Here is an 11,750-nt window from a genome sequence, read left to right as displayed (position 1 = left end):
TCGATGAGCACGTACCGGGAACGGGTCCACCGGGGGTCGGCCAGAGCGACGGTGCTGCGTACCGTCGGCACCCGCGAGCGGCGGTCGCACCTGACCGCGCCCCGCGTGCCGACCGTCGGCATCGACATCGGCGGCACCAAGGTGATGGCGGGTGTCGTCGACGCCGACGGCACCATCCTGGAACAGGTCCGCACCGAGACGCCGGACAAGTCCAAGAGCCCCAAGGTCGTCGAGGACACCATCACCGAGCTGGTCCTCGACCTCTCCGACCGGCACGACGTGCACGCCGTCGGCATCGGCGCGGCCGGCTGGGTCGACGCGGACCGCTCCAAGGTCCTCTTCGCCCCGCACCTGAACTGGCGCAACGAACCCCTGCGCGACCGTCTCGCGGGCCGCCTGGCCGTCCCCGTCATGGTCGACAACGACGCCAACACCGCCGCCTGGGCGGAATGGCGGTTCGGCGCGGGACGCGGCGAGGACCACCTCGTCATGATCACGCTCGGCACCGGCATCGGCGGCGCCATCCTGGAGGACGGCGCGGTCAAGCGCGGCAAGTACGGCGTGGCCGGCGAATTCGGCCACATGCAGGTCGTGCCCGGCGGCCACCGCTGCCCGTGCGGCAACCGCGGCTGCTGGGAGCAGTACAGCTCGGGCAACGCCCTGGTGCGCGAGGCACGCGAGCTGGCCGCCGCCGACTCCCCGGTGGCGTACAACATCATCGAGCGGGTCAAGGGCAACGTCCCCGACATCACAGGACCGCTGATCACCGAGCTGGCCAGGGAGGGCGACGCCATGTGCGTCGAACTCCTCCAGGACATCGGGCAGTGGCTCGGCGTCGGCATCGCCAACCTCGCCGCCGCCCTCGACCCCTCCTGCTTCGTCATCGGCGGCGGCGTCAGCGCGGCCGACGACCTGCTGATCGGCCCCGCCAGGGACGCCTTCCGGCGCACCCTGACCGGCCGCGGCTACCGCCCCGAAGCCAGGATCGCCAAGGCCCAGCTGGGCCCCGAGGCCGGCATGGTCGGGGCCGCCGACCTCGCCCGCCTGGTCGCCCGCCGCTTCCGCCGCGCCAACCGCCGCCGCGTGGAGCGCTACGAACGCTACGAACGGTCCGGCCGCCGATGACCGAAACCGACGTCCTGCACGACGCACCGCAGCCGGCCGACGCACCGCGCGTCAAACGCCGCAGGCCCTGGCTCAGCGCGCTGGTGATCTTCCTGCTGATCGCGATCCCGGCGGGCTACATCGTCATCTCCGCCAAACAGAGCCGCGACAGCGGCGTGGTCAAGGAAGCCGAAGCGGCGGCCACCGGCCTGATCAACTCCTTCCCCTCCCAGGTCCAGCAGCGGATCTACGACGTCCCGGTGCCGCTCGGCTCCACCCCGGTCTACTACTACGAGACCAACTCCTGGCAGACCAGCTCCCTGTTCGTGCAGTTCAGGACCAACGAAGTGGGCCTGAACCGCTACCTGGACGACATCGGCGCCGACGCGGACGACCTGAAGAAGGGCGCGATCACCATCACGCCCCAGCAGGCAGCCCAGGTCGGCTGGGACTTCACGGGCGACGGCAAATTCGCCGGCCTGCGGCAGCACGGGAAGAAGCCGCACCCCTCCCAGCGCATCACCGTCAGCTTCGACGAACCTGGCCACCCGGTCGTGCACACCGTCTCGACCATTACGTTCTGAGCCACGGCGGCTTCTTCCTGACCCGGGTGTCAGGACCGCGTCACGGAGTCGGTAGCGTGGCCGGGTGAGCGAGAAGACCTTGCAGCACCGGATAGACGGCCCCGACGACGCCCCCGTACTCGTACTGGGCGCCTCGCTCGGGACCACCTGGCACATGTGGGATCGGCAGATCCCGGAGCTGACCCGCCACTGGCGCGTCATCCGCTTCGACCTGCCCGGTCACGGCGGCTCGCCCGCCCACCCCGCGTCCTCCATCGCCGAGCTGGCCGACCGCGTGGTCGCCACCCTCGACGCGCTGGGCGTGGACCGGTTCGGCTACGCGGGCTGCTCCATCGGCGGAGCCATCGGCACGCAGCTGGCACTGACCCGCCCGCAGCGGGTCACGTCGCTCGCGCTGGTCTCCTCATCGCCGCGCTACGGCACCGCGGATTCCTGGCGCCAGCGCGGCGTGGTCATCCGGACGAACGGGCTCGACCCGATCGCCCGCACCGCGCCCGAGCGCTGGTTCACCCCCGGCTTCGCCGGCGCGCAGCCGGCCATCGTCGAATGGGCCGTCCAGATGGTGCGGACCACCGACCCCGGCTGCTACATCGCCGCCTGTGAGGCCCTGGCCGCGTACGACGTCAGATCGTCCCTGAACAGAGTCGGCGCGCCGACCCTCGTCATCGTCGGCTCCGAGGACCAGGTCACCCCGACCACCGACGCCCGTACCCTGGTCGCCGGGATCCCGGACGCCGGCCTCGCCCTGGTACCCGGCACCTCACACCTCGCGCCCGTGGAGCAGCCGGCGGCCGTCACCGAGCTCCTCATCCGGCACTTCACCACCAGCTGGCACGACAAGCCGGGTCCGGGCGGCCAGGCGGCGATATCGGCCGCCGCTCCCAAGCCGGTACTCGCGCCCCCGCCGCCCCCGCAGGCGGCACCGGCCGCCATCGAGTCCGGCCTCGCGCAGCCGGAGCTGGTGCGCGGCAGCGCGTACGAGCGGGGCATCAAGGTCCGGCGCGAGGTACTCGGCGACGCACACGTCGACGAGGTCGAGGCGAACACCGACGACTTCTCCAGCGAGTTCCAGGACTTCATCACGCGCTACTCCTGGGGCGAGACCTGGACCCGTCCCGGGCTCGACCGGCGCACCCGCAGCATCGTCACGCTCTCCGCACTCGTCGCCGGCGGCCACCGGGACGACCTGGCCCTGCACACCAGGGCCGCGCTGCGCAACGGCCTCACCCCGTCCGAGATCAAGGAAATCCTGCTGCACACCGCGGTCTACTGCGGCGTCCCGGCCGCGAACGCCGCGTTCGCCGTCGCCCAGCGCGTCATCCGCGAGGAGACGACGCCGGAGGGGTGAGGGGGTGGGGGGCCGGAGGGGCGGGGCGGGGCTCTTCCTGCGGTTTGCGCCTTGCCGCTTGCTGCTTGCTGCTTGCCTCTTGCGCCTTGCGCCTTGCCCCTGTGGTTTTTTCCCCTCCGCCCACCCCCCTTCGGGGGGTGGGCGGGTGTAGTGACGCGGTTTCCGCCCCCGCCCCCCGCACCCCAACATTCCCCCGCCCGCTGCCGCGCGGCAGGATGGCAGGTATGGAACTCACGAAGAAGACCCACGCCTGTGTCCGGCTGGCGAAGGACGGGCAGGTGCTCGTCATCGACCCGGGGCTGTTCACCGAGCAGGACGCGGCCGTCGGCGCCGACGCCATCCTCGTGACCCACGAGCACATGGACCACTTCAACGAGGACCGGCTGCGCGCGGGCATGGAGGCCAATCCGGCCGCCGAGATCTGGACCCTCGCCAGCGTCGCCGACCAGCTGTCCGCGGCGTTCCCCGGCCGGGTGCACACCGTCGGCGAGGGCGACACGTTCTCCGCCGCCGGTTTCGACGTCGAGGTCCACGGCCAGCTGCACGCCGTCATCCACCCCGACATCCCGCGCATCACCAACGTCGGCTTCCTCGTCGACGGCACGGTCTTCCACCCCGGCGACGCGCTCACCGTCCCGGAGGGCCGTACGGTCGACACGCTGCTGCTGCCGGTCCACGCGCCCTGGAACAAGGTGTCGGAGGTCATCGACTACGTCAGGGAGGTCGCACCGCGGCAGGCCATCGACATCCACGACAGCCTGCTCCAGGACCACGCGCGGCCGGTCTACGACGGCATGATCGACAACCTCACCGGCACCGATCACAGCCGCCTCGCCGCCGGCCACAGCACCGACGTGGGCTGACCGCCACCGCCGACTGTCAGTCCCTCGCTGTAGGTTTACGGACATGCGCATCGCGACCTGGAACGTCAACTCGATCACCGCCCGCCTCCCGAGGCTGCTGGCCTGGCTGGAGAGCACCGGCACGGACGTGCTGTGCATCCAGGAGACCAAGTGCGCCCTGGAGCAGTTCCCCGCCGACCAGCTCCGGGAGCTCGGCTACGAGTCCGCGGTCAACGCCAACGGCCGCTGGAACGGCGTGGCCCTGATCTCGAAGGCCGGCCTGGAGGACGTCGTGCTCGGCCTGCCGGGCGGTCCGGAGTACGACGGCGCGGAGGAGCCCCGTGCCGTCGCGGCGACCTGCGGCCCGGTCCGCGTCTGGTCGGTGTACGTCCCCAACGGCCGCGAGGTCGAGCACGCGCACTACGCGTACAAGCTGAACTGGTTGCAGGCGCTGCGCGGCGCGGTCGCCGAGGACGCGGCGGGCGACCGCCCGTTCGCGGTACTCGGCGACTTCAACGTCGCGCCGGCGGACGAGGACCTCTGGGATCCGGCCGCGTTCGTGGGCCAGACGCACGTCACGCCGGCCGAGCGCGAGGCGCTGGCCGACCTGCGCGGCACGGGCCTGAGCGACGTACTGCCCCGCGCCCTCAAGTACGACCGCCCGTTCACGTTCTGGGACTACCGCGCCCTGGGATTCCCCAAGAACCGCGGCATGCGCATCGACCTGGTATACGGCAACGCCCCGTTCACCAAGGCCGTTTCGGACTCCTACGTGGACCGTGAGGAGCGCAAGGGCAAGGGCGCGTCCGACCACGCGCCGGTCGTCGTCGACCTGGAGATCTAGAGCGACCGCCGGGCGGCACGGGGGAGCGCCGCGTGTGGTGGCCGTGGCGTGAGCGGCGGCGCCCAGGGGCGGGTGTCGCCGCGGCGTCCGTACTGGGCACGTACGGACGGCCGTTGGTCGTCCGGCGGCGACGGGACGTCCCCTCCGGCAAGCGCCAGTGGGCGGGCGCCAACGGCCAGGCGTCAACGGGCGGGTGAGGCACGGTGATCCCGGAGTTCCCGCGAAGGGCGAGGGATCCGGGCGGCTCCGGCAGAGCCGGTCCAAGGGCTCGAACGGCAGGCGTCAACCCGTCGAACGAGGGCCCGTTGCGCCGCGCGCCTGTGGCTCTGCCCCGGGCGTGGATGCGACCCTGCACACCATGAACCTGTCTTTCCTGGACAAGTGGCGCAAGCGCCCGGACGCGGACCGTCCCGTGCCGCTCGCGGACGCGGTGCGCGACGACCCCGACAGCGTCGCCGAGCTGCTGTCCGAGTGCGAGCTGTTGCGGGCCCAGGCGGCGGTCGCCGGTGTGGAACTCGACGATTCCGTACGGTCGTTGGAGGCGCTGGACCAGTTGCAGCCGGTGTGGCGGGACGACCCGGAGGTGCTGCCCTGGCTCGGCAACGACGCGGGCCTGTACCTCGGTACGGTCCTGGTGCGTACGGTGCGCGGTGCGGTGTGGCAGGTGTGGCCGGACGGACAGCCGGTGGTGCGGCTGGAGTCGGGCCGGGAGATCGATGTGGTGTCGGCCGGCCATGAATGGGCCGATGTCGGGGCGCCGGAGCTGTCCCAGGTGTACGCGGAGGTCGCGGAGAGCTGAGCGCCTGCGCCTGAACCCCGGCCGGGCGTGACCGGAGTTCGGGTACGGCTCTGAGTGCGGGCGGGTCGCGCGGCGCCGCCGGGGCGGTGGCCGGTGGCCGCCTGCTTTCTCCACTCTCGTCAGGACCGTCGTGCGTGTCAGCGGAGAAGTGCCGGATTTGTCCGGGTAAGTTGCACAATCTCCGCTGTACGGATGAGAGTGGGCAGGTCTGCATATGGCCGGTGATGCGCTGATTGAACTGCGCGGGGTCAACAAGCACTACGGGAAACTTCATGTCCTCCAGGACATCGATCTCACCGTCGGCCGCGGCGAGGTGGTGGTGGTCATCGGCCCCTCCGGGTCCGGGAAGTCCACCCTGTGCCGGGCCATCAACCGCCTGGAGACGATCGAGTCCGGCACCATCACCCTCGACGGGAAACCACTGCCCGAAGAGGGCCGCGCCCTCGCCCAACTGCGGGCCGAAGTCGGCATGGTCTTCCAGTCCTTCAACCTGTTCGCGCACAAGACCGTACTGGCCAACGTCATGCTGGCGCCGGTCAAGGTCCGCAAGAAGAGCAAGGAGCAGGCCGCCGCCCGCGCCCGCGAACTCCTGGAGCGGGTTGGGCTCGCCTCGCAGGCCGAGAAGTACCCGGCCCAGCTCTCCGGCGGACAGCAACAGCGCGTCGCCATCGCCCGCGCGCTGGCCATGGAACCCCTCGCGCTGCTCTTCGACGAGCCGACCTCGGCCCTGGACCCGGAGATGATCAACGAGGTGCTGGAAGTGATGCAGCAGCTCGCCGCCGACGGGATGACCATGGTCGTCGTCACCCACGAGATGGGCTTCGCGCGGTCCGCCGCCAACCGCGTCGTCTTCATGGCCGACGGCCGGATCGTCGAGGACCGCACCCCGGAGGACTTCTTCACGTCGCCGAGGAGCGAACGCGCCAAGGACTTCCTGTCCAAGATCCTCAAGCACTGAACAGGGGCGCTGAGATGACGCATCTGCACTCCTGGCGCCTGCGCCGCCCCCTCGCGGCCCTCCTCCTGGCCGTCCTCGCGCTGGCCGTCACCGGCTGCGGCCGGGAAGGCAGCCCGCCGGCCAAGGGCCCAAGCGCCGACCAGCTGCCCCACTACACCGTCGCCTCCGGCTTCCGCCTGCCCGCCTCTCCCACCTGGACGAAGGCGAAGCGCCGCGGACACCTCGTCATCGGGGTCAAGGAGGACCAGCCCTACCTCGGCGAGCGCGACCCCTCGTCCGGCCGGTACACCGGCTTCGACATCGAGATCGCGAAGATGATGTCCGCCTCGCTCGGCTTCGCCCCCGACACCGTCGACTTCAGGACGATCGCGTCGGCCAACCGCGAGACGGCGCTCCAGAACGGCCAGATCGACCTGTACGTCGGCACGTACACCATCAACGCGAAGCGCAAGAAGCAGGTCGGCTTCGCCGGTCCGTACTACATGGCAGGGCAGGGCCTGCTGGTGCGCACCGACGAGAAGGACATCAACGGGCCGCAGGACCTCGCGGGCAAACGCGTCTGCTCCGCGGCCGGTTCGACGCCGTACCAGCGCATCCAGGCCGACTACCCCGAGGCCGACCTGATCGCGTATGACACCTACTCCGTGTGCGTGGACAACCTGCTCACCTATCAGGTCGACGCGGTCACCACCGACGACGCGATCCTGCTCGGCTACGCGGCGAAGGTCCCCGACGAACTGAAGGTCGTCGGCAAGCCCTTCTCGCAGGAGCCGTACGGCATCGGCGTACCGCGCCGGGACACCGCGCTGCGCCTCGCGCTCGACGACGCCCTGGCCGCCCAGGAGAAGAACGGCAACTGGAAGAAGGCGTACGAGGCGACCCTCGGCCTGTCCGGGGCGCCCGCGCCGAAGCCGCCGCCGATCGACCGCTACCCGGCGGGCTGAGGAGAGAAGGAACCGACCGATGAACGTTCTCCTCGACAACCTCTCCCTCTACGGCGAGGGCCTGCTCGGCACCGTCGAACTCACCGTCTACGCCTCGCTGCTGGCGCTCGTACTCGGCTTCCTCATGGCGGCGTTCCGCGTCGCGCCGGTCGGCTCGCTCCGGGTGTTCGGCACGGTCTGGGTCACCGTGCTGCGCAACACCCCGCTGACGCTGCTGTTCTTCGCGGTGCTGCTGGGGCTGCCGCGGTTCGGGCTCGTGCTGCCGTTCAAGCTGTTCGCGGTGCTCGCGCTCGGCTGCTACACCTCGGCGTTCATCTGCGAGGCGGTGCGCTCCGGCATCAACACCGTGCCCGTCGGACAGGGCGAGGCGGCCCGCAGCCTGGGCATGACCTTCCCGCAGACCCTCGGCGACGTGGTGCTGCCGCAGGCGTTCCGCTCGGTCATCCCGCCGATCGGCTCCACGCTGATCGCCCTCGCCAAGAACTCCGCCATCGCCGGGTCCTTCAGCGTCGTCGAACTGCTCGGCACCTACAAGACCCTCAACGAGCTGGGCTACAGCATCATCTGGACCTTCATCTGGATCGCCGTCGGCTATCTGATCGTGACCCTGTCCATCAGCGCGCTGTTCAACGTGCTGGAGAAGCGCTGGGGAGTCGCCCGATGACCACCGCACTCTACGACGTCCCCGGGCCGAGGACCCAGCGGCGGCACCTGCTCTACGGCACCGGCGCGACCCTGATCCTCCTGGCCCTGATCGGGTGGATCATCTATCTGCTCTTCGACACCGGCCAGTTCACCGCGCAGAAGTGGACTCCCTTCACCTACAAGGGAATTCAGGAACTGCTGCTCACCGGCCTGGGCAACACCCTCAAGGCGTTCGGCTACGCGGCGGTCCTCTCGTTGGCGCTCGGCGGGGTGCTCGCCTGCGCGCGGCTCTCCGAGCACCGGGTGCTGCGCTGGGCCGGCACCCTGCTGGTCGAGTTCTTCCGCGCGATGCCCGTCCTGGTCATGATCTTCTTCGTGTATGTGGCGCTGAAGGTCGAGCCGCTGCCCGCCCTGGTCACCGGGCTGACGCTGTACAACGGCTCGGTGCTCGCCGAGGTCTTCCGCACCGGTGTGAACTCCGTCGAGCGCGGGCAGGGCGAAGCCGCGTACGCGCTGGGTCTGGGCAAGACGCAGGTGATGACGCACGTCCTGGTGCCGCAGGCGGTCCGCGCGATGCTGCCCACGATCATCAGCCAGCTGGTCGTCGCCCTGAAGGACACCTCGCTGGGCTTCCTGATCACCTACGAGGAGTTCCTGCACGCCGGGAAGCTGATCGCGTCCAACCTCGACTACGACCTGCCGTTCATCCCCGTCGTCATGATCATTTCGCCGATCTACATCGGGATGTGCATGCTGCTGTCCTGGTTCGCCAACTGGGTCTCCCGGCGGCAGCGGCGCAATCCGAAGGTGGAGACCGCGGAGATCGGCGCCGCGGAGCCCGGCACGCTGCTTCCCGGCGCCGGGCCAGGCCACCCGAAGCCGCCGCACGCCTGAAACCCGGCCCCGGCGCCGTCCGGCCGCCCGGCGCCGCCCGGTCAGCGGATGCTGCGCGCGAGCCACGGCGTGAGCGCCCCGCGCAGGATCAGCTCCTTGTACGTCTCGTCGCCCGGCAGCGGCACGATCAGCCACTGGCCCGGCGGGAAGAACCGCGCCTTCACCCAGGCCGTCCCGCCGTACACGGACCGCAGGAACGCGGGGACCGACGCGCGGGGAACGTCCGGGAACTCCACCTCGTCAACGGTGATCTTCGCGTCGTCCTCGGGGAAAAGCTGCACGCTGACGGCGGGGCTGCCGCCCAGCTCGACGTACGCCTCGTGCGGCAGCGAACCGTCCGGGTCGAGCACCGTGAATGCCCCGGCCGCGGTGCGCCGGGAGGTCTGGTCGGCGCCGATGTCGTCGGTGACCTTCATCTCCAGCCGGTACGCGTCGGCGATCTCCCGGATCGCGAGGACGGCGGACTCGGTGGTCGGCAGCTGCGGGTGTCCCATGCGCCCGATACTGCCGGACGGGCGGCGAAGCCGCGCCGGGCGCGACGCGACGGGGTGCGTCGCGCCCGGCGGGGCCGCTACAGGTGCAGCGGCAGCGACGACAGCCGCCAGCTGCCGGGCAGCGGGTCGCGCTTGAGCTCCTCGGGGGCGACGGCCAGCCGGACGTCGGGGTAGCGGGTGAACAGCCGGTCGAAGGCGACCTCGCCTTCCTGACGGGCGAGGGTGGCGCCCAGACAGTAGTGCATGCCATGACCGAAGCCGACGTGGTTCTCGGCGTGCCCGGCGGGGTGCCGGGTGAGGTCGAGGCGCTCGGGGTCGTCGTAGTGCCGCGGGTCGAAGTTGGCCGCCACCAGGATGAGTTGGACGGCGTCGCCGCGGGCGATGCGGGTGCCGGCCAGCTCGACGTCCTCGGTGGCGTACCGCAGTTGCGTCGCCTGCACCGGGCCGCACCACCGCATCAGCTCGTGGACGGCGCGCGGCGCCAGTGCCGGGTCGTCCCGCAGCAGGCGGAGCTGGTCGGGGTGGGTGAGCAGCGCCGCGGTGCCGTTGCCGATCAGGTGGGCGGTGGTTTCGTGCCCGGCCAGGACCAGCGTGAGGACCATCGTGACCATCTCGACGTCGCTGAGCCTGCCGCCGTCGTCGTCCTGCGCCCGGATCAGGTCGCTGAGCAGGTCGTCGGTGAGCGCGGCACGGCGGCGGCCGATCAGCCCGTGGATGTGCTCGATCATCGGGGGCATCGACCTGGCCAGCCGTCCGGGCTCCAGCGAGACGAGGTCGGCGCCCCAGACGCGCCACTGCGGACGGTCCTCCTCCGGTATGCCGACCAGTTCGCAGATCACCGTGATCGGCAGCGGGTAGGCGAAGTGCTCGATGAGGTCGACGACGCCGTCTTCGGCGTACTCGGGGAGCCGGTCGAGCAGCGCGTCGGCGATCTCCGTCACGCGCGGGCGCAGGTCGGTGATCTTCCGTGCGGTGAAGGCGCGGGACACCAGGCGGCGCAGGCGGGCGTGGTCGGGGGCGTCCTGGTTGAGGATGGAGCCGAGGAAGTAGACGTCCAGCTCCTTGGGGACGCCGAACATCTCCAGCATCCGGGCCAGCGGGTCCTCGCCCGTGCCGCCTCCCGAGTGCGCCCGGTTGTTGGCGAAGCGGGCGTCCCGCAGCACCTCGCGGACCTCGTCGAAGCGGGTGACGAACCACATCGGCGAGTCGTCGACGAACCGGCCCCGGACCACCGGGCCCTGCTCGCGCAGCGCGCCGTAGCCGCGGAACGGGTCGGTGATCAGCGCGGGATCCATCACGTTCGGCTCGCCCGGGTGCTTGCCGACGTGGGTGGTCAGCATGGCGGAAGGTGTTGCCGGGGTCTGGTCGGTGGGTGCGGACATCGTCGGTTCTCCTCCGGATCGGGAGTCAAGGACGCAGCTGGCGGCGCATTTCCTCCGCGCTGAGCTGGGCGATGTGCTCGTAAAGGGTGATGATCCCGGGCGCGGCCAGGGCCGCCGCTTCGCGTACGCGGTCGGCGGCAGGCCGCCCATCGGGCGCGGTGGCGGGGCCGGCCGGGGTCTCCAGCGCGGCCTGCACGGTACGGGCGAGCAGACGGGCCCGGGGCTCGGTGGTGGCCGGGGCGCGGCCGTCGAGCAGTGCCTCGGTCGTGAAGAAGCCGGTGAGCACCGCCATGAGGGTGTAGCGCTGGTCCGTGACGGACATGTCGTCGCGGACCAGTCCGCAGGCGCGCAGCGCGCCGAGGTGTCGGCACAGCGCCTGGTCGCCGTGTGCCACCAGTTCCGCCAGCTCCACGGCGGCGATCTCGTCCAGGCGCCCGAGGATGCCGGAGTCGTCGGTGTGGACGGCGCGCAGCACCGGGTCGTCCAGGGCGTCGAGGTAGTAGCTGCTCGCCACCGCGCTCGGCAGCACCTCCAGCGGATCGGCGCGCATCCGCGCCAACTGCCGCTCCATGGCGTCCTGTTTGCTGTCGAGCACGACGGCGAGCAGCAGTGCGTCCTTGGTCTTCCAGTGCAGGTAGACGGTGCCCTTGCCGACTCCCGCGCGACGGGCGATCTCCTCGATCGTCACCCGCCGGTACCCCCAGGCCACCAGCAGCTCACCGGCCGCCCGCAGAATCCGCTCGCCGCGCCCGTCCCGTTCCACGGCCTCCCCCTAGCCTCCGTGACCAGATATCGAATCTGGTCACGGGGTCAACGTTAGGGCGTGGAGGGCGAGTTCAGTAGGCGGTATCCGGACAACGGGCGCGGACGGGGAAGAAGTTCCGGCCGTGCCGACCAGGGCCCGGTCCGCAC

At 70.9% G+C, this 11,750-nt stretch carries 13 protein-coding genes; 10 read left to right on the top strand and 3 right to left on the bottom strand.

Annotation, left to right across the window (positions count from 1 at the left end; translation table 11 throughout):
• Positions 1 to 3 precede the first annotated feature (3 nt).
• The 10 genes from ACGFNI_RS09240 to ACGFNI_RS09195 all read left to right on the top strand — a co-directional run bounded on the left by ACGFNI_RS09240 (position 4) and on the right by ACGFNI_RS09195 (position 8,962).
• A complete protein-coding gene (locus tag ACGFNI_RS09240; RefSeq protein ID WP_393682042.1) occupies positions 4 to 1,125 on the top strand; it encodes an ROK family glucokinase in 1,122 nt (373 codons plus the stop codon).
• A complete protein-coding gene (locus ACGFNI_RS09235) occupies positions 1,122 to 1,688 on the top strand; it encodes a hypothetical protein (protein WP_393682041.1) in 567 nt (188 codons plus the stop codon). Before ACGFNI_RS09240 ends, ACGFNI_RS09235 begins: the two co-directional genes overlap by 4 nt.
• 64 nt (positions 1,689 to 1,752) lie before the next feature.
• Positions 1,753 to 3,036, top strand: a complete 1,284-nt coding sequence (gene pcaD / locus ACGFNI_RS09230) for a 3-oxoadipate enol-lactonase (protein WP_393682039.1) — start codon at positions 1,753 to 1,755, stop codon at positions 3,034 to 3,036.
• A gap of 224 nt (positions 3,037 to 3,260) precedes the next feature.
• Positions 3,261 to 3,899 (top strand): MBL fold metallo-hydrolase, encoded by a 639-nt coding sequence (locus ACGFNI_RS09225; RefSeq protein ID WP_393682038.1) that lies wholly within the window; start codon positions 3,261 to 3,263, stop codon positions 3,897 to 3,899.
• A 43-nt stretch (positions 3,900 to 3,942) separates the two neighbouring features.
• Complete coding sequence (locus tag ACGFNI_RS09220) at positions 3,943 to 4,722, top strand: exodeoxyribonuclease III (protein WP_393682036.1); 780 nt, start codon at positions 3,943 to 3,945, stop codon at positions 4,720 to 4,722.
• 358 nt (positions 4,723 to 5,080) lie between these two features.
• Positions 5,081 to 5,521, top strand: a complete 441-nt coding sequence (locus ACGFNI_RS09215; RefSeq protein ID WP_393682034.1) for a DUF6278 family protein — start codon at positions 5,081 to 5,083, stop codon at positions 5,519 to 5,521.
• A gap of 214 nt (positions 5,522 to 5,735) precedes the next feature.
• Positions 5,736 to 6,479 carry an amino acid ABC transporter ATP-binding protein gene (locus tag ACGFNI_RS09210; RefSeq protein ID WP_393682033.1) on the top strand — a complete coding sequence of 248 codons (744 nt, stop codon included), beginning with the start codon at positions 5,736 to 5,738 and terminating at the stop codon, positions 6,477 to 6,479.
• 14 nt (positions 6,480 to 6,493) lie between these two features.
• The gene (locus ACGFNI_RS09205) at positions 6,494 to 7,423 is read left to right on the top strand and encodes a glutamate ABC transporter substrate-binding protein (protein ID WP_393682031.1); all 930 of its coding nucleotides are present in this window, start codon (positions 6,494 to 6,496) and stop codon (positions 7,421 to 7,423) included.
• Positions 7,424 to 7,442: 19 nt separating this feature from the next.
• The gene (locus tag ACGFNI_RS09200; protein WP_393682030.1) at positions 7,443 to 8,087 is read left to right on the top strand and encodes an amino acid ABC transporter permease; all 645 of its coding nucleotides are present in this window, start codon (positions 7,443 to 7,445) and stop codon (positions 8,085 to 8,087) included.
• The gene (locus ACGFNI_RS09195; protein ID WP_393682028.1) at positions 8,084 to 8,962 is read left to right on the top strand and encodes an amino acid ABC transporter permease; all 879 of its coding nucleotides are present in this window, start codon (positions 8,084 to 8,086) and stop codon (positions 8,960 to 8,962) included. Before ACGFNI_RS09200 ends, ACGFNI_RS09195 begins: the two co-directional genes overlap by 4 nt.
• A gap of 41 nt (positions 8,963 to 9,003) precedes the next feature.
• Here the strand turns inward: ACGFNI_RS09195 and ACGFNI_RS09190 are convergent, their stop codons facing one another.
• From ACGFNI_RS09190 to ACGFNI_RS09180, 3 genes are all read right to left on the bottom strand, one after another.
• A complete protein-coding gene (locus ACGFNI_RS09190; protein ID WP_393682027.1) occupies positions 9,004 to 9,456 on the bottom strand; it encodes a hypothetical protein in 453 nt (150 codons plus the stop codon).
• A gap of 77 nt (positions 9,457 to 9,533) precedes the next feature.
• Positions 9,534 to 10,838 (bottom strand): cytochrome P450, encoded by a 1,305-nt coding sequence (locus tag ACGFNI_RS09185; protein WP_393682025.1) that lies wholly within the window; start codon positions 10,836 to 10,838, stop codon positions 9,534 to 9,536.
• A 25-nt stretch (positions 10,839 to 10,863) separates the two neighbouring features.
• Positions 10,864 to 11,601: a TetR/AcrR family transcriptional regulator gene (locus ACGFNI_RS09180; RefSeq protein ID WP_393682024.1), complete on the bottom strand. Its 738-nt coding sequence runs from the start codon at positions 11,599 to 11,601 to the stop codon at positions 10,864 to 10,866.
• Positions 11,602 to 11,750 lie beyond the last annotated feature (149 nt).

It is taken from the genome of Streptomyces sp. NPDC048644, assembly GCF_043199105.1.
Taxonomy (GTDB): Bacteria; Actinomycetota; Actinomycetes; order Streptomycetales; family Streptomycetaceae; genus Streptomyces.
This window is presented reverse-complemented; position numbering and strand designations above follow the sequence as displayed.

Excerpts from the sequence above, each read along its gene's own strand:
- ACGFNI_RS09190 (WP_393682027.1), bottom strand. The coding sequence starts at position 9,456 with ATGGGACACCCGCAGCTGCCGACCACCGAGTCCGCCGTCCTCGCGATC.
- ACGFNI_RS09215 (WP_393682034.1), top strand. The coding sequence starts at position 5,081 with ATGAACCTGTCTTTCCTGGACAAGTGGCGCAAGCGCCCGGACGCGGAC.
- ACGFNI_RS09210 (WP_393682033.1), top strand. The coding sequence starts at position 5,736 with ATGGCCGGTGATGCGCTGATTGAACTGCGCGGGGTCAACAAGCACTAC.
- ACGFNI_RS09235 (WP_393682041.1), top strand. The coding sequence starts at position 1,122 with ATGACCGAAACCGACGTCCTGCACGACGCACCGCAGCCGGCCGACGCA.
- ACGFNI_RS09205 (WP_393682031.1), top strand. The coding sequence starts at position 6,494 with ATGACGCATCTGCACTCCTGGCGCCTGCGCCGCCCCCTCGCGGCCCTC.
- ACGFNI_RS09200 (WP_393682030.1), top strand. The coding sequence starts at position 7,443 with ATGAACGTTCTCCTCGACAACCTCTCCCTCTACGGCGAGGGCCTGCTC.
- ACGFNI_RS09220 (WP_393682036.1), top strand. The coding sequence starts at position 3,943 with ATGCGCATCGCGACCTGGAACGTCAACTCGATCACCGCCCGCCTCCCG.
- ACGFNI_RS09240 (WP_393682042.1), top strand. The coding sequence starts at position 4 with ATGAGCACGTACCGGGAACGGGTCCACCGGGGGTCGGCCAGAGCGACG.
- ACGFNI_RS09225 (WP_393682038.1), top strand. The coding sequence starts at position 3,261 with ATGGAACTCACGAAGAAGACCCACGCCTGTGTCCGGCTGGCGAAGGAC.
- ACGFNI_RS09185 (WP_393682025.1), bottom strand. The coding sequence starts at position 10,838 with ATGTCCGCACCCACCGACCAGACCCCGGCAACACCTTCCGCCATGCTG.
- ACGFNI_RS09195 (WP_393682028.1), top strand. The coding sequence starts at position 8,084 with ATGACCACCGCACTCTACGACGTCCCCGGGCCGAGGACCCAGCGGCGG.